The 16,668-nt window shown below is 71.5% G+C and carries 14 protein-coding genes; 12 read left to right on the plus strand and 2 right to left on the minus strand.

The window, feature by feature from the left end:
• The first annotated feature begins 100 nt into the window (after positions 1-100).
• The 3 genes from OG622_RS40545 to OG622_RS40555 all read left to right on the plus strand — a co-directional run bounded on the left by OG622_RS40545 (position 101) and on the right by OG622_RS40555 (position 3,788).
• Entirely contained in the window at positions 101-1,144 is a 1,044-nt protein-coding gene (locus OG622_RS40545) for a sugar-binding transcriptional regulator (RefSeq protein ID WP_037701381.1), read from the plus strand.
• A gap of 390 nt (positions 1,145-1,534) precedes the next feature.
• The gene (locus OG622_RS40550) at positions 1,535-2,977 is read left to right on the plus strand and encodes a GuaB1 family IMP dehydrogenase-related protein (RefSeq protein ID WP_371581674.1); all 1,443 of its coding nucleotides are present in this window, start codon (positions 1,535-1,537) and stop codon (positions 2,975-2,977) included.
• Positions 2,978-3,335: 358 nt separating this feature from the next.
• Positions 3,336-3,788: an Lrp/AsnC family transcriptional regulator gene (locus tag OG622_RS40555; RefSeq protein ID WP_371581676.1), complete on the plus strand. Its 453-nt coding sequence runs from the start codon at positions 3,336-3,338 to the stop codon at positions 3,786-3,788.
• Between the two features lie 13 nt (positions 3,789-3,801).
• On the opposite strand, the gene OG622_RS40560 is transcribed toward OG622_RS40555, so the two are convergent.
• Complete coding sequence (locus OG622_RS40560; RefSeq protein WP_371581678.1) at positions 3,802-4,545, minus strand: GntR family transcriptional regulator; 744 nt, start codon at positions 4,543-4,545, stop codon at positions 3,802-3,804.
• Positions 4,546-4,772: 227 nt separating this feature from the next.
• On the opposite strand from OG622_RS40560, the gene OG622_RS40565 reads away from it, so the two are divergent.
• The 8 genes from OG622_RS40565 to OG622_RS40600 all read left to right on the plus strand — a co-directional run bounded on the left by OG622_RS40565 (position 4,773) and on the right by OG622_RS40600 (position 14,469).
• Positions 4,773-5,924, plus strand: coding sequence for an ABC transporter substrate-binding protein (locus tag OG622_RS40565; protein ID WP_371581680.1), 1,152 nt, complete (start codon positions 4,773-4,775; stop codon positions 5,922-5,924).
• Complete coding sequence (locus OG622_RS40570; RefSeq protein ID WP_371581681.1) at positions 5,921-6,823, plus strand: ABC transporter permease; 903 nt, start codon at positions 5,921-5,923, stop codon at positions 6,821-6,823. Before OG622_RS40565 ends, OG622_RS40570 begins: the two co-directional genes overlap by 4 nt.
• Complete coding sequence (locus OG622_RS40575) at positions 6,811-7,659, plus strand: ABC transporter permease (protein WP_371581682.1); 849 nt, start codon at positions 6,811-6,813, stop codon at positions 7,657-7,659. The genes OG622_RS40570 and OG622_RS40575 overlap by 13 nt, the downstream gene beginning before the upstream one ends.
• Positions 7,660-7,662: 3 nt before the next feature.
• A complete protein-coding gene (locus OG622_RS40580; RefSeq protein WP_371581683.1) occupies positions 7,663-8,736 on the plus strand; it encodes an ABC transporter ATP-binding protein in 1,074 nt (357 codons plus the stop codon).
• A 65-nt stretch (positions 8,737-8,801) separates the two neighbouring features.
• Positions 8,802-10,271 (plus strand): HAD-IA family hydrolase, encoded by a 1,470-nt coding sequence (locus OG622_RS40585; protein WP_371581684.1) that lies wholly within the window; start codon positions 8,802-8,804, stop codon positions 10,269-10,271.
• Between the two features lie 145 nt (positions 10,272-10,416).
• Entirely contained in the window at positions 10,417-11,613 is a 1,197-nt protein-coding gene (locus tag OG622_RS40590) for an MFS transporter (protein ID WP_371581685.1), read from the plus strand.
• Between the two features lie 281 nt (positions 11,614-11,894).
• The gene (locus OG622_RS40595) at positions 11,895-12,683 is read left to right on the plus strand and encodes a carbon-nitrogen hydrolase family protein (RefSeq protein ID WP_371581686.1); all 789 of its coding nucleotides are present in this window, start codon (positions 11,895-11,897) and stop codon (positions 12,681-12,683) included.
• A 73-nt stretch (positions 12,684-12,756) separates the two neighbouring features.
• Positions 12,757-14,469, plus strand: coding sequence for a flavin monoamine oxidase family protein (locus OG622_RS40600; RefSeq protein WP_371581688.1), 1,713 nt, complete (start codon positions 12,757-12,759; stop codon positions 14,467-14,469).
• Positions 14,470-14,528: 59 nt separating this feature from the next.
• On the opposite strand, the gene OG622_RS40605 is transcribed toward OG622_RS40600, so the two are convergent.
• Positions 14,529-15,212, minus strand: coding sequence for a DUF5995 family protein (locus OG622_RS40605; protein WP_371581689.1), 684 nt, complete (start codon positions 15,210-15,212; stop codon positions 14,529-14,531).
• A 228-nt stretch (positions 15,213-15,440) separates the two neighbouring features.
• Here OG622_RS40605 and OG622_RS40610 point away from each other — a divergent pair, with 228 nt between their 5' ends.
• Positions 15,441-16,610 carry a glycoside hydrolase family 6 protein gene (locus OG622_RS40610; RefSeq protein WP_371584372.1) on the plus strand — a complete coding sequence of 390 codons (1,170 nt, stop codon included), beginning with the start codon at positions 15,441-15,443 and terminating at the stop codon, positions 16,608-16,610.
• Positions 16,611-16,668 lie beyond the last annotated feature (58 nt).

The raw sequence follows: 16,668 nt of genomic DNA on the forward strand, positions 1-16,668 counted from the left end.
GTGGCACGTCGTACGTCCAGAGAGCCAAGGGAACGTGAACGACGTTCCTTCGGGCTGATCGAAAACGTCGGATCTGCAAGGATGAACGGCGTATCCATGTGTGAAGAGCAGTGAGGAGATGACCGTGTCGGGTATGTCGGCGGGCCGGTCAGCCATGCGGATGGGACCCGCTGAGCTGGTTCAGGCGGCGGCAATGGCCCGCCGTTTCTACCTCGAGGGCAAGTCCAAGATCCAGATCGCCGAGGAGTTCGGCGTGAGCCGCTTCAAGGTGGCCCGGGTCCTGGAGACCGCCCTCGAACGGGATCTCGTACGCATCGAGATCCGAGTCCCCGCGGAACTGGACGCCGAGCGCTCCGACGCGCTGCGCGCCCGCTACGGTCTTCGGCACGCCGTGGTCGTCGAGTCCCCGGCGGAGGCCGAGGAGACGACCGACCCGGAGAACCTCGGCGAGGTCGCGGCCGACCTGCTGGGCGAACTGGTCAACGAGGGCGACATCCTGGGCCTCGCCTGGGGACGCTCCACCATTCACATGGCGGCCGCCCTCGACCGGCTGCCGCCCTGCACGGTGGTGCAGCTGACGGGGGTGTACGACGCCGGGACCGCCGAGCGCGGCTCCGTCGAGGCGGTCCGGCGGGCCGCGCAGGTGTCGGGCGGCGACGCCCACCCCATCTACGCGCCGATGCTGCTGCCGGACGCGGCGACCGCGATCGCGCTGCGCCACCAGACCGGCATCGCGCGGGCCTTCGAGTACTTCGACAAGGTCACGGTCGCCTGTGTCTCCATCGGCTCGTGGGAGGCGGGCATCTCCACGGTGCACGACATGCTCAGCGACGAGGAGCGTGGCCACTACGCCTCCCTCGGTGTAGCCGCCGAGATGTCCGCGCACCTCTTCGACGCCGAGGGGCGCCGCGTCGGGCGCGACCTGGGCGAGCGGTGCATCACGGTCAAGGCCGACCAGCTCCGCCGTATCCCCGAGGTCGTGGCGATCGCGGGCGGGCAGCGCAAGGCGGCCGCCATCGACGCGGTGCTGCGGTCGGGGCTGGTGACCAGCCTCGTCACCGACACCTCCGCGGCGGACTATCTGCTGACGGCCGGTCAGACACCCCGGCCGGCACTCAACCGGGCGGACCCGGACGGGCCCTGACGAGGCGCTCCGCGCGGGGCCCGCATTGTGGAATGCGGCCCCGCGCCCCTTCGGGGCGCGCCCCGGCCCGGAGGACCGGCACGGCGTGCAGCGCCGCACCCGTGATCACTACGATTCGGCCGGACGGTACCGAAGCCGAACAACCGGAACATCGCACAGGAGGGGTCCGCCGACGCCGCCGACCACTGGAACGGCACCGGCACCGAGCTGCGATCGCTCTCGCTCTCGCCCTCGCTCTCGCTCTCGGATGATCCTCCTAGGCCGCCCAGCGCCCTCTGGACGATCCGTCGGGGCCGCTCATAGCCGCCGACATGGGACAATGAGGTACGTGCTCTTCCCCTTGGCGGTCCTGTCAGGGGGTCACCTCTGATCGACCGGGATGTGCGGCACGTGCGTTTCCTCAATGACATCCAGCCCCCGTACGACCTGACGTACGACGACGTCTTCATGGTCCCGAGCCGCAGCGCCGTCGGATCGCGGCAGGGCGTGGACCTGGCCTCCCCGGACGGCACGGGCACCACCATCCCGCTCGTCGTCGCCAACATGACCGCCATCGCCGGCCGCCGGATGGCCGAGACGGTCGCCCGCCGCGGTGGCCTGGTGGTCGTCCCGCAGGACATCCCGAACGAGGTCGTCACCGACGTCATCTCCTGGGTGAAGAGCCGCCACCTCGTCCTCGACACCCCCATCGTGCTGAACCCGCACCAGACGGTCGCCGACGCGCTGGCCCTGCTGCCGAAGCGGGCGCACAACGCGGGCGTCGTCGTCGACGAGGCGCTCCGTCCCGTCGGTGTCGTCACCGACGCGGATCTGACCGGCGTCGACCGGTTCACCCAGCTCGAAGTCGTCATGTCCCGCGACCTGCTGCTCCTGGACGCCGACATCGACCCGCGCGAGGCCTTCAACCGGCTCGACGCGGCCAACCGCCGCTACGCTCCCGCCGTCGACAAGGACGGCCGCCTCGCCGGCATCCTCACCCGCAAGGGCGCCCTCCGCGCCACGCTGTACACCCCCGCCGTCGACGCGCACGGCAAGCTCCGCGTCGCCGCCGCCGTCGGGGTCAACGGCGACTTCGTGGGCAAGGCCAAGCAACTGCTCGACGCGGGCGTCGACACGCTCGTCATCGACACGGCGCACGGCCACCAGGAGTCGATGATCAATGCGATCAAGCTGGTGCGCGACCTCGACCCCCGGGTGCCGATCGTGGCCGGCAACATCGTCGCCGCCGAGGGAGTGCGGGATCTGATCGAGGCGGGCGCGGACATCGTCAAGGTCGGTGTCGGACCCGGTGCGATGTGCACGACGCGGATGATGACCGGCGTCGGGCGGCCGCAGTTCTCCGCGGTTCTCGAGTGCGCGGCCGAGGCGAAGAAGTACGGCAAGCACGTGTGGGCCGACGGTGGCGTGCGGCACCCCCGTGATGTCGCCATGGCGCTGGCGGCGGGCGCGTCGAACGTGATGGTCGGGTCGTGGTTCGCGGGGACGTACGAGTCGCCGGGCGACCTTCAGCAGGACGCGAGCGGGCGGTTGTACAAGGAGTCGTTCGGGATGGCGTCGGCTCGGGCCGTGCGCAACCGTACGAGCGAGGAGTCGGCCTACGACCGGGCGCGCAAGGCGTTGTTCGAGGAGGGCATCTCGACGTCGCGGATGTTCCTGGATCCGGCGCGGCCGGGGGTCGAGGATCTGATCGACTCGGTCATCGCGGGGGTGCGGTCCTCGTGCACGTATGCGGGGGCCGGGTCCTTGGAGGAGTTCGCGGAGCGGGCCGTGGTCGGGGTTCAGAGTGCGGCGGGGTATGCGGAGGGCAAGCCGTTGCACGCCAGCTGGAGCTGAGGCGCCTTCGGGCTGCGTCGGCGGGTGCGGGCTCGTTGTGGCTTGTCGCGCCCACGTGGCGGAGCCGCACATCGATGCAGCCCCGCGCCCCTGGGCATGCTGCCGTTCCCAAGCCCACCGGCGAACACGAGCACACGCGTTCGCCCACACTCGACTCCGCCGAGCAGGCCGTTGTCTCCGGTGCCGCCCGCGCCGGGATTCGGGTTCTGCGTCCGGATGAGGGGAGCCGTCGGGCTCGTGTTCTACTTCAGTCACGGCTGTCGCCGCTCGCGACTCTTCACCCCCTCGATCCCTGTGACTCCCTCGTCTCCATCAGCTCCGTCGGCTCTGTCGACTCCAGAGAAGTGATCCACCCGCAGTGCTGAACGATCTCGACGAACGCATCGTGCACGCCCTCGCCGAGGACGCCCGCCGTTCCTACTCCGACATCGGCCAACTCGTCGGGCTGTCCGCGCCCGCGGTCAAACGCCGGGTGGACCGCCTCCGGGCGACCGGGGCGATCACCGGATTCACGGTTCGGGTGGACCCCGCCGCGCTCGGCTGGGAGACCGAGGGGTTCGTCGAGATCTACTGCCGGCGGAACACCTCGCCGGAGACGATCCAGCGGGGGCTGGAGCGGTATCAGGAGGTCGTCGCGGCGTCGACCGTCACCGGGGAGGCCGATGCCATGGTGCAGGTCTTCGCCTCGGACATGCGGCACTTCGAGCGGGTGCTGGAGCGGATCGCCGGGGAGCCGTTCGTCGAGCGGACCAAGTCCGTGCTGGTGCTGTCGCCGCTGCTGCGGCGGTTCTCCTCCGGGTCGCCCGCCTGAGCGGGCGTGCCCCTCAGGGAGCCGCGGTCTTCCTCGCCAGCGCGTTGTTTCCTATCGAGTTGTGCACGCTGAAGCTCACCGCGTCCGGGCGGTAGCGGTCGTCGGACCACTCCACCGGGCGGCCCTCGCGGGTGGTGGTGACGCGCCGGACGCGGAGGAGGGGGCTCGTACGGCGCACGGCCAGGAACTCGGCGTCCTGGGCGCCGGCGGCCACGGCGTCGATGACGTGCTCGCCGTAGGCGAAGACCAGGCCCGTGTCGTCGAGCAGGCGCTGGGTGACCGAGGGGCAGTCCGTCTCGATGGGCTCGACGGCGGGGGAGATCCAGTCGGCGTAGACCGTGCGCTCCAGCAGGACGGGCCGGCCGTCGAGACCGCGCAGGCGCAGCACGTGCAGGACGCGGGCGCCCGGGGTCAGCTGGAGGCGTACGCGGTCCTCGGCGGTGGCGGTCCGGTACTCCTGGGCGACGACCCGGCCCGTCGCGTCCCGGCCCATCGAGCGCGCCCACTGGGCGAAGCTGCGCAGCTCGGCGAAACTCTGGCTGCGGCGGCCGGCCAGGACCACCCGGCGGGCGCCCTGCCGCGAGCCGATGAGACCCTCGGCGGTCAGGGTCGCCACCGCCTGACGGACGGTGCCGCGCGAGACGCCGTAGCGGGCCGCGAGTTCGGTCTCCGGGGGCAGCAGACTCCCCACCGTGTAGTCCTCACGGTCGATCGCCCCCCGCAGTGCCTCGGCGATCTCCTCGTGTCGCGCCGCCATGGTTCCCTCCGCTTGTCCCGCCCGCCCGCTGTGCACAGCGCGACCAGCCTAACGAGGTGGGGAAGAAACTACCGAACCATGGGATCGACCAGCGATTGTGCGGGAAAACGTGCACGAGTATTTCGCCGGAGTTTACGTGCGTGATATGAAGCGCGGACCTAATGAGGCCAACTTGTTCAGACAAGTGCTCCACCCAGATCGTCCCTGCGCGTACCCCTGGAGAGCCCGTGACCCTCTTCCCGCCGAGAACCGCCGTCATCGGCGGCGCCCTCGCCGCCGCCGTTCTCACCCTCAGCGCCTGTGGCGCGGCCCCCGAGACCAGGACCACCACCGACGGCAAGAACGCGGCCACCGCGACCTCCGCGAAGGAGTTCGGCGGCCTGGACGCGCTGATCAAGGCGGCCAAGAAGGAGGGCACGCTCAACGCGATCGCCCTGCCCCGTGACTGGGCCAACTACGGCGCGCTGATCGACGGGTTCGAGAAGAAGTACGGCATCAAGATCGAGGTCGAGAACCCGGACGGGGCCAGCCAGGACGAGATCAACGCCGTCACCTCGCGCAAGGGCCAGGACCGGGCGCCGGACGTGCTCGACCTCGGCAGCTCCTTCGCGCTGAGCGCCGCCCAGCAGGGGCTGCTCGCGCCGTACAAGGTGGCCGCGTTCGCCGACATCCCCGAGGGCCAGAAGGACCCGAAGGGCCAGTGGTACAACGACTACGGCGGCTACATATCCATCGGCTGCGACGCGAAGCGCGTGAAGGCGTGCCCGGAAACCTTCGCCGACCTGCTGAAGCCGCAGTACAAGGGGCAGGTCGCGCTCAACGGCAACCCCACCAAGTCCGGGTCCGCCTTCGGCGGGGTGTGGGCGGCGTCGCTGGCGAGCGGCGGCTCGTTCGACGACATGCAGCCCGGACTCGACTTCTTCGCCAAGCTGAAGAAGAACGGCAACTACACGCCCGTCGAGTCGACGCCGGCCACCGTCGAGAAGGGCGAGACGCCGATCAGCATCGACTGGGACTACCTGAACGCCGGGTACGCCGACGAGTTCAAGTCCAAGGGCGTCGACTGGAAGGTCGTCGTCCCTGAGGACGGCAAGTTCTCCCAGTACTACTCCCAGGCCATCAACAAGGACGCCCCCCACCCGGCCGCCGCCCGGCTCTGGCAGGAGTACGTCTACAGCGCCGAGGGCCAGAACCTGTGGCTCGCCGGGTACGCCCGACCGGCCCTGATGACCGCCATGGAGAAGGCGGGCACGCTGGACGAGACCGCCGCGGCCAAGCTGCCCGAGGTGTCCGGCACACCCGAGTTCCCGACCGAGGACCAGCAGACCAAGGCCAAGGACGTGCTCGGACAGGGCTGGGCCAAGGCGGTCTCCGGGTGACCGCCGTCGTCACCGAGGCCGACACAGCGCTGGTGGCCGCCGCTTCCGTGAAGCGGCGGCCCCGCCCCGGCGGATGGCTCGCCGTGCTCCCGCTGCTGGTCTTCGTCGCGGTCGCCTTCGGGCTGCCCGCAGTCGCCATGCTGAACGGCGCGTTCACGGTCAAGGACCAGGCCACGGGCGCCACTTCGTACACCACGGCGAACATGACGGCCTCCGTGCAGGGGGCCTACCTCACGGCCATGCTCGGCAGCGTGAAGCTGTCCGCCGTCTCGGCCGGGCTCGCGGCCGTACTGGGGCTGCCGCTCGCCCAGGCCGTGGTGACCTCCCGCTTCCCGGCGCTGCGCGAGGCCGTGCTCACCGCCTCCGGGGTGCTCGCCAACTTCGGCGGCGTCCCGCTCGCCTTCGCGTTCGTCGCCACCCTCGGCAACGCCGGTGTGCTGACCAGGCAGCTGGGCCTGACGGACAAGGGCTGGGACCTCTACAGCTTCTGGGGACTGGTCATCGTCTACCTGTACTTCCTGATCCCGCTGATGGTCCTCACCATCACCCCCGCCCTCGACGGACTGCGCGTCCAGTGGCGGGAGGCCGCGCAGAACAACGGCGCCACCGGCCTCCAGTACTGGCTGCACGTCGCCCTCCCCGTGCTCGCGCCCTCGCTGCTCGGCGGGCTCGTGCTGCTCTTCGGCAGCGCCTTCGCCGCGTACGCCACCGCCGCGGCCATGGTGGGCAGCTCGATCCCGCTGGTCACCCTGCAGATCGCCGACGCCATCTCCGGCAACGTCCTGGTCGGCCAGGAGAACGTGGCGCTCGCGCTGAGCCTCGACATGGTCCTGATCGCCGGGCTGGTCATGGCCGTGTACCTGCCCCTGCAACGACGGAGCGCGCGATGGCTGGCCTGAACCCCGGGCGCCCGGCACCGCGGCGCCCCGCCCTGTGGCGCCCGCTCGTCCTCGCCTGCGCCGGGCTGTACTTCCTCGTCCCGCTCGCCGCCTCCGTGATCTTCACGGTCGATGTGCCGGGCGAGGGGATCACCTTCGACGCGTACGGCCAGATCCTCGGCACCGAGGGCTTCGTGACCAGCCTGCTGCTCTCGCTGGAGCTGGCCGCCGTGACGATCGCCGTCGTGCTGCTGCTGATGGTGCCCGCCATGGTCGCGCTGCGGCTCGGCGCGCCCAGGCTGCGGCCCGTCGTGGAGGTGGTGTGCTCCCTGCCGCTGGTGGTGCCGCCGATCGCGTTCGTCGCCGGGCTCGGAACCGTGCTCAAGTGGGGGCCCGAACACCTCTCCCGGACCCCGCTGTTCCAGACCTTCGTCGCGATCCAGAACCCCGACTTCCCCGTGGTGCTGGTCCTCGCCTACGTCGTGATGGCGCTGCCCTTCGTGTACCGGGCGCTGGACGCGGGGCTGCGCGCCATGGACGTACCCACCCTCGTCGAGGCCGCCCGCAGCTGCGGGGCGAGCTGGCCGCAGGCGCTGGTGCGGGCCGTGCTGCCCAATCTGCGCGGGGCGCTGCTCAACTCCGCCTTCCTCACCCTGGCGCTCGTGCTCGGCGAGTTCACCGTCGCCCAGCTCCTGGGCTTCAGGCCGTTCGCCGTGTGGATCGTCAACGTCAGCGGCTCGCAGGCCCAGCTCTCCGTCGCCGTCTCGGTCCTCAGCCTGCTCGTCACCTGGGCCATGCTCCTCGCGCTCGCCTCGTTCGGCGGACGTACCCCAACCGCTTCCGCCTCCCGGGGATGAACCATGACCGTGCTTGAGAAAACAGCGACCACCACCGCCGCCACCGTCGAATTCCGAGGCTTGCGGCGGGAGTTCGGGACGACCGTCGCCCTCGACGGACTCGACCTGACCGTCCGCCCCGGTGAACTGCTCGCGCTGCTCGGCCCGTCCGGCTGCGGCAAGACCACCGCGCTGCGGATGCTCGCCGGCTTCGAACACCCCGACTCCGGCGAGGTGCTGGTCGACGGGGAGGACGTCACCCGCGTCCCGGCCCACCGGCGCGACGCCGGGATGGTCTTCCAGTCGTACAGCCTCTTCCCCCACCTCAGCGCCCTCGACAACGTGGACTTCGGGCTGCGCATGCGCAAGGTGCGCACGGCCGAACGACGCTCCCGTGCCGCCGAGTTGCTCGACCTCGTGGGCCTCGCCGACAAGGGCGCCCAGTACCCCCACCAGCTCTCCGGCGGCCAGCAGCAGCGCGTCGCCCTCGCCCGGGCGCTCGCCCTGCGGCCCCGTGTGCTGCTGCTCGACGAACCGCTCTCCGCCCTCGACGCCAAGGTGCGGCTCACGCTCCGCGAGGAGATCCGCCGGCTCCAGCAGGAGCTGGGCATCACCACCCTGTTCGTGACGCACGACCAGGAGGAGGCGCTGTCGATGGCCGACCGGGTCGCCGTGATGCACGCCGGGCGGCTCGAACAGTGCGCAACCCCCGTCGAGTTGTACGGGCGTCCGGCCACCGCCTTCGTCGCCGAGTTCGTCGGCACGATGAGCCGGATCCCGGGCCGGCTGGCCGGCACGACGGTCGAGGTGCTGGGCCGGCGGCTGCCCGTGGACGGCGCGGCGCCGACCACCTCGGAGGTGGACGTACTCCTGCGGCCGGAGGCGGTCGGGGTACGGGCGGACGACACCGGCGACGCCCGGGTGGTCGCCACCGCGTTCCTCGGCGCCGCAACCCGCCTCACCGTACGGCTCGCCGACGGCACCGAGGTCAAGGCCGACCTGCCCACGCACGAGGCGGCGACCCTCGGCGCCGGAGCGGCCGTGACCGTGAGCCTCCCCGAACGGCCGGTCCTGGTCGCCGCCCGCGCCACCCGCTGAACACCCGCTGCCCGGCCCCCACTGCCGGGCAGCGCCCCGACGCACCCCCACAGAAAGAGAAGCCCGTGTCCCGACTGTCGCTCCAGGCCGCCCTGTTCGACATGGACGGCACGCTCGTCGACACCGAGCGGCTCTGGTGGGATGCGGTGGAGGAGGTGGCCGCCGGCCTCGGGCGCACGCTGACCGAGGCCGACCAGCCGGACGTACTGGGCCGTCCGGTCGAGTACACGGCCGCCTGGCTCGCCGGGATCACGGGCGCGCCGGGGGGCGGGGTGGCCGCCGACCTGCACCGGGAGTTCGCCGACCGGGTCCGCACCGGGACCGTGCCCCGCCCGGGCGCGCTGGAGCTCTTGAGGGCCCTGGCCCGCGAGGGCGTCCCCACCGCCCTGGTCACCGCGTCCCCGCGAGCCGTCGCCGACACCGTCCTCGACGCCCTCGGCCGCGACCTGTTCGCCGTCTCCGTCACCGCCGACGACACCGAGCACACCAAGCCGGCCCCCGACCCCTACCTCGCCGCCTGCCACGCCCTCGGCGTCGACCCCGCCGCCTGTGTGGCCGTCGAGGACACCGAAACCGGTGTCGCCTCGGCCGAGGCTGCCGGCTGTGTGGTCCTCGCCGTGCCCTCGCTCGCGCCGATCGCGGAGGCCCCGGGGCGGACCGTACGGGAGAGCCTGGAATCGGTGACCCCGGCGAGTCTGCGCCGGCTGGTCGCCCCCGACGGGCCCGTCCTGCGTGTGATGACCTGGAATCTCTGGCACGGCGGCACCCAGGTCCGCGACCACCGGGCCAAGCAGCTCAAGGTCATCACCGAGACGGACGTCGACGTGGTCGGCCTCCAGGAGACGTACGGCACCGCCGCACAGGAACTCGCCGAAGCCCTCGGCTGGCACCACCACCGGGCCGGCGACAACCTCGGCATCATCAGCCGCCACCCGATCACCGCCCGCTTCGGCGACCCCGACGTCGGTTTCTACGGGGCGGCGGGCGTCCGGATCAGGACCGGCTCCGGAAGCGAGGTGGACATCTGGACGGTCCACCTGGACTGCGAGCCGTACGGGCCCTACGAGGCCGCCTTCGACGGGCTGGGCGCCGCCGAGCTGATCGCCCACGAGGAGGTGCGGCTCGGCCGGCTGCGGGACTGTCTGAGCCGGATCGACGGCACTGTGCCGGTCGTCCTGGTCGGCGACCTCAACAGCCCGTCCCACATCGACCGGCCGGACGTCGACTGGCCGGTCACCAGGGCCGCCGAGACCGCCGGCCTGCGCGACTCCTACCGCGAGGCCCACCCCGACCCCGTACGGGAGCCGGGCCACACCTGGTCGCCGGTCCACGCCGAACACGAGGACGGCAGTGGTCGGCCGGAGCCGCAGGACCGGATCGACTTCGTCCTGCACCGGGGCCTCGAGGTGCTCGACTCCCGGACCTGTGTCAGCGGCACGCCCCGCCCCTGGCCGGATGTCGAGGACAACGACTGGCCGTCGGACCACGCGGCGGTGATCACCACGTTCGCGCCGGTCACGGCCGTCGGGGAGTGAACCCCGATATCCACTGTGCCGGACGGGTCGGCCGGACTAGCATCGGTGCCATGACCTGGCGACATTGATCCACCAGCCGTGCCTCCCGAGGACCGCCTCGGACGCCGTACCACCGACGTCCGAATCGCTCCTTCGGGAAGGCCTCATGACTCTCTCACCCGCACGTGTGCCCGGTGCCGGAACCAGTGGTGTCCGGCGACTGACGGCCACGCTGTACGGATACGCGTTCCTCGACGACTTCGTGCTGCTCTACCCGGTGTACGCGCTGCTGTTCAGCGACACCGGACTGTCGATCTGGCAGATCTCCTCACTGTTCGCCCTGTGGTCGGTCACCGGCATCCTCCTGGAGGTCCCCTCCGGTGCCTGGGCCGACGCCGTCTCCCGACGTCTGCTGCTGTGGCTGGGCCCGCTGCTCACCGCCGCCGGCTTCGCCCTGTGGGTGATCGTCCCGTCGTACTGGGCGTTCGCCCTCGGCTTCGTCCTGTGGGGGGTGCGCGGCGCGCTCGGCTCCGGTGCGCTGGAAGCGCTGGTCTACGACGAACTGGACCGCCTCGGCGCGGCCGACCGGTACGCGCGGGTCATCGGCCGGGCCCAGGCCGTCGGCATGGTCGCCGTGATGGCGGCGATGGGACTGGCGGGGCCGGTCCTCGACCTCGGCGGCTATCAGGCCGTGGGCGCGGCGAGCGTGCTGGGCTGTGTGCTGACCTCGGTGGTGGCCACGCGGCTCCCGGAGCACCGGCCGGCCGCGGCGGGCGAAGGTGACCGGGTCTCCACCCTCACGACCCTGCGGACCGGAATCGCGGAGGTCCGCCGGGACCGGTCCGTACGCGGGGCACTGCTGCTCGTGCCTGCCGTCGGCGCGGTGTGGGGTGCCCTCGACGAGTACACGCCGCTGCTGGTCCGGGACACCGGGGTGGCCGAACAGACGGTCCCGTACCTGCTGCTGGTGATCTGGGTGGGGCCGACGCTCGGCAGCCTGCTGACCGGGGTGGGGGAGCGGATGAGTACGGCCGGGCTGGGGGTGGTGCTGGCGGGCTCGGCGTTCGCGCTGGCCGTGGGTGCGCTGATGGGGACACCGGCCGGGATCGGGCTGGTGGCCGTCGCCTTCGGTGGCTTCCAGTTGGTCAATGTGCTGGTCGACGCGCGGTTGCAGGATCGGATCGCGGGGGAGCGCCGGGCGACGCTGACGTCCGTGGCGAGCATGGGGACGGAGATGGCGACGGTCGCTGTCTTCGCCGCGTATGCCTTGATCGGTGCGTCCCATGCGCACGGGGTCGCGTTCGCGGTGTTCGCGGTGCCGTATCTGGTGACCGCCATCGTGCTGGTGCGGAGGGATGCCTGAGGGGGGCGGGGTGTGGGGGACCGCGCGCGGCCGCGGGGTCCCCGCGCGGTCGTCGTGGTTGATCGCGCCCGCGCGGCGGACCCGCATATTCGGCACCGCCCCGCGCCCCTGGGGGAGCGGGGCTGTGCCCCGGAACGGGAGACGCAACGAATCGTCGTCCGTGCCGGCCCGTACGCAACGAATCGCGCATCGGCGCGCAATGGCTCCTGCTTGTCCGGCCATGCGCGCCGACCGTACCGTCTAGATGACCCCGAACCCCCTTGTCCAGGTGAGGAACACGCATGCGTACCGCCCTGCTCCAGAGCTCCGGTCGACCCGGCTCGGTCGTCGGGAACCTGAAGGTGCTCGACGAGGCCGCGGGGCGGGCCGCCGAGGCCGGGGCGGGGCTGATGGTGGTGCCGGAGATGTTCCTCACGGGCTATGCGATCGGCGACGACATCGCGCGGCTCGCCGAGGAGGCCGACGGTGACTCGGCCGACGCGGTCGCCGAGATCGCGGGGCGGCACGGGGTCGCGATCGTGTACGGGTACCCGGAGCGCGCCGGTGAGGCCGTCTTCAATGCGGCGCAGCTGGTCTCCGCCGAGGGCGTCCGGCTGGCGAACTACCGCAAGACCCACCTCTTCGGCTGCTTCGAGCGTGATCACTTCACGCCGGGCGAGCAGTCCGTCGTACAGGCCGAGCTGGACGGGCTCCGCGTCGGGATCCTGATCTGCTACGACGTGGAGTTCCCGGAGAACGTCCGCGCCCACGCCCTCGCCGGCACCGACCTGCTCGTGGTGCCGACGGCCCAGATGCATCCGTTCCAGTTCGTCGCCGAGTCGATGATCCCGGTGCGGGCCTTCGAGAACCAGATGTACGTCGCGTACGTCAACCGGGCCGGCCGCGAAGGGGAGTTCGAGTTCGTCGGGCTCTCCACTCTGGCCGGACCCGACGGGGTCGCGCGGACCCGCGCCGGGCGCGAGAACGATTTCGTCCTGGCCGATGTCGACCCCGTCTTCCTCGCGGCCTCGCGCGAGACGAACCCGTATCTCCAGGACCGTCGCCCCGGGCTGTACGAGTCCCTCGTCTGAGACCCGCCACCCCGTACCTGTCTCGACCCTTCTCTCTCCTCTTTCTCGTCCTTCCGCAAGGAGTCCGTACCCCATGACGTCCACCGTGCCCAACGCCATCGAGCACGCAGACGAGCACCAGCCGCCGATCACCATGTTCGGCCCGGACTTCCCGTACGCGTACGACGACTTCCTGGCCCACCCGGCCGGCCTGGGCCAGATACCGGCCACCGAGCACGGCACCGAGGTCGCGGTCATCGGCGGCGGGCTGTCCGGCATCGTGGCGGCGTACGAGCTGATGAAGATGGGGCTCAAGCCGGTCGTGTACGAGGCCGACCGAATCGGCGGGCGGCTGCGAACGGTCGGCTTCGACGGGTGCGACCCGTCGCTCACGGCCGAGATGGGGGCGATGCGCTTCCCGCCGTCCTCCACCGCGCTCCAGCACTACATCGACCTGGCCGGTCTGCAGACCCGTCCCTTCCCCAACCCCCTTGCGGAGGCCACGCCTTCGACCGTCGTCGACCTCAAGGGCGAGTCGCACTACGCCGAGACGATCCACGATTTGCCGCAGGTGTACCGGGACGTCGCCGCGGCCTGGAACGCCTGCCTCGAAGAAGGCGCCGACTTCTCCGACATGAACCGGGCGCTGCGCGAGCGCGATGTGCCGCGCATCCGGGAGATCTGGGCGAAGCTCGTCGAGCGGCTCGACAACCAGACCTTCTACGGCTTCCTCTGCGACTCCGAGGCCTTCAGGTCCTTCCGGCACCGCGAGATCTTCGGCCAGGTCGGCTTCGGCACGGGCGGCTGGGACACCGACTTCCCGAACTCCATCCTGGAGATCCTGCGGGTCGTCTACACCGAGGCCGACGACCACCACCGCGGCATCGTCGGCGGCAGCCAGCAACTCCCGCTGCGGCTCTGGGAGCGCGAGCCGGAGAAGATCGTGCACTGGCCGTACGGGACGTCCCTGAAGTCCCTGCACATCGACGGTGAGCCGCGGCCCGCCGTGACCCGGCTGCACCGGACCGCCGGCGACCGGATCACCGTGACGGACGCGAACGGCGACATCCGTACGTACCGGGCGGCGATCTTCACCGCCCAGTCCTGGATGCTGCTGTCGAAGATCGCCTGCGACGACTCGCTCTTCCCGATCGACCACTGGACCGCCATCGAGCGGACCCACTACATGGAGAGCTCGAAGCTGTTCGTCCCGGTCGACCGGCCCTTCTGGCTGGACAAGGCCGTCGACGACAGGGGAAACCCGACCGGCCGCGACGTCATGTCGATGACGCTCACCGACCGGATGACGCGCGGGACCTACCTCCTCGACGACGGTCCGGACCGTCCCGCCGTCATCTGCCTCTCCTACACGTGGTGCGACGACAGCCTGAAGTGGCTGCCGCTGTCCGCGAGCGAGCGGATGGAGGTCATGCTGAAGTCGCTCGGCGAGATCTACCCGACGGTCGACATCCGCAGCCACGTCATCGGCAACCCGGTGACCGTCTCCTGGGAGAACGAGCCCTACTTCATGGGTGCGTTCAAGGCCAACCTGCCCGGTCACTACCGTTACCAGCGGCGCCTGTTCACGCACTTCATGCAGGACCGGCTGCCCGAGGACAAGCGGGGTGTCTTCCTCGCCGGCGACGACGTCTCCTGGACGGCCGGCTGGGCCGAGGGCGCGATCCAGACGGCCCTCAACGCGGTCTGGGGCGTCATGCACCACTTCGGGGGCGCCACCGACGCGGCCAACCCCGGGCCCGGGGACGTCTACGACGAGATCGCGCCGGTGGAACTGCCGGAGGACTAGGGCCTGTTGATGGCGCCAGCGCGCCCGCGCGCCCCGGCCGTCCGTCCCGTGGGCGCGGATCAGTCCGGCAGCGGGGTCAGCAGCATGCGGCCCGTCAGGCCCACCGCCGCGTCCAGGCGGAGGGCGGACTCCTCGGCGAGACCGGGGAGTCCGCGCAGCGCCCACAGGGCCCGGGCGGCCGACCAGGTGGCCTCACGGGCGCGTTCCAGGCTCCACGCGCCGAGCAGATGGGTGAGCGGATCGGCGATCTGGAGGAGATCCGGCCCTGGCATCAACTCCTCGCGGATGTGCTCCTCCAGCGACACGAGGACATCGCCCACACGCTCGAACTCGTCCTCCAGGTCGGCGGGTTCGCAGCCGAGCGTACGACAGGTGTCCACGACGGCCAGCGCGAGATCGTGACCGATGTGCGCATTGATGCCGCAGAGGGCGAACTGCAGCGGTCGTACGCCGGGATGGCGCCGGAACTGCAGCAGCGGTCGCCAGCAGGCGGGCGCACAGCCGCCCTCGGCGACCCTCAGATACCGCTCGGCGAAGAGCACGTCCAACGTGATCGCGGCCTCGGTGTCCGGGAAGTGGCCGGAGTCCAGCCGTCGGCCGATGGCCTCCGTGACGGTGAGGTAGACGCGGTTGAAGACGGCGATCCCGTCCCGCTCGGGGAGGACCGCGTCGAGGGCGTGCATACGGGAGACGACTGTGTCCACTGAGTCCATGGAATTGGTGAATTGCTCCAACTGCGCCATAGGGGGCAGGGTCCCAGGCCTAGGCTGCCACCGGCGCCGCCGTGCCCGGCGCGTCCCCGGAACGGGGTAACGCGGGCGCTGTGGGAGATCGCGGGCGCTGCGGGAACAGCCGGGAAGCCGACGGAGCGCGGTCCGGGGAGCAGGGGGGAGCACCACGTGTCAGGCTTGCGCGCCCAGCGTCTGGCCGCACGCCGAGCCGAGCGCAGGCGGGCGGCGAGGCGCAGCGTCATGGTGGCAGCGGTGGCGGCCGTGTCCGTCGTCGCGACCGTCACCGGGATGGTGGCCGTCCTGGGCGGCGACAGAGGCGCCGCGGACGAGGCCCGGCCGCTGACCAGCCGCTCACCGGGCCTCCTGCCCGATGCGGCCGAACAGACCGAACGGACTGAACGGACCGAGCCGACTCAGGGCCCGCCCCACCCGTCACGCACCTCGCCCACGCCCTCGCGCTCGAAGTCGCCCGAACCGTCCGAGAAGGCCGGTGTGCGGCCCCCGGCGGAGCGGGTCGAACGGCGGACGCGATCCGTGCCCGGCCCCGGCGCGCTCTACCGCCACCCCGACTCCCAGGTCCGGGACTGGATCCGGGACAACCCGGACGACCCGCGCAGCACCGCCATCGAGACCGGCATCGCCGACCGTCCGGCCGCCGTCTGGTTCACGGACCCCGCCCCGGCCGCCACCATGTCCCGGGTCGCGGCGGTCGCCTCCGCGGGCGCCGCGCGGGGGCAGGTGCCGGTCCTCGTGGCGTACGCGATCCCCGACCGCGACTGCGGAGGGGCCTCGCAGGGCGGGGCGTCGAGCCTGGACGCGTACGACGCCTGGATCGACGCGTTCGCCGCCGGGCTGGGCTCGGACGAGGTCATCGTGATCCTGGAGCCGGACGCGATCGCCCAGTCCGACTGCCTCTCCGCCGGCACCCGTGCCGACCGCTTCGCCTCGCTCGCCCGCGCCGGACGCGTCCTGAAGGCGGCCAACCCCGACGCCCGCGTCTACTACGACGCCGGGCATTCGGAGTGGAACGTGCCGGGCAAGCAGGCCGCGCTCCTCCGCCAGGCGGGCGCCGCCTCGCCCGACGGTTCGGACGGCGTCTTCAGCAACGTGTCCAACTTCAACCGCACGGAAGCCGAGGCCGCCTACGACCGCCGTGTTCTCGACGCCCTCGGTGGCCCCGCGGGCCTCGGCGCCGTCATCGACACCAGCCGTAACGGCAACGGCGCCCCGGCCGGCGGCGAGTGGTGCGACCCCGCAGGCCGAGGCCTCGGCCGATCACCGACCCTCACCACCGGCGAGCCCCGCATCGACGCCTACCTGTGGGTGAAACTGCCGGGCGAGTCCGACGGTTGCCGGGGAAGCGCGGGGGCGTTCTCGCCGGGATACGCGTACGAGTTGGCGCGGGGGTGAGGGACACCGGGGCGGGAGACGGACGGTCACGGCACGGCACCGCACGCCCTCGCACGGC

Origin of the sequence: Streptomyces sp. NBC_01314 (assembly GCF_041435215.1) — a bacterium.
GTDB lineage: Bacteria > Actinomycetota > Actinomycetes > Streptomycetales > Streptomycetaceae > Streptomyces.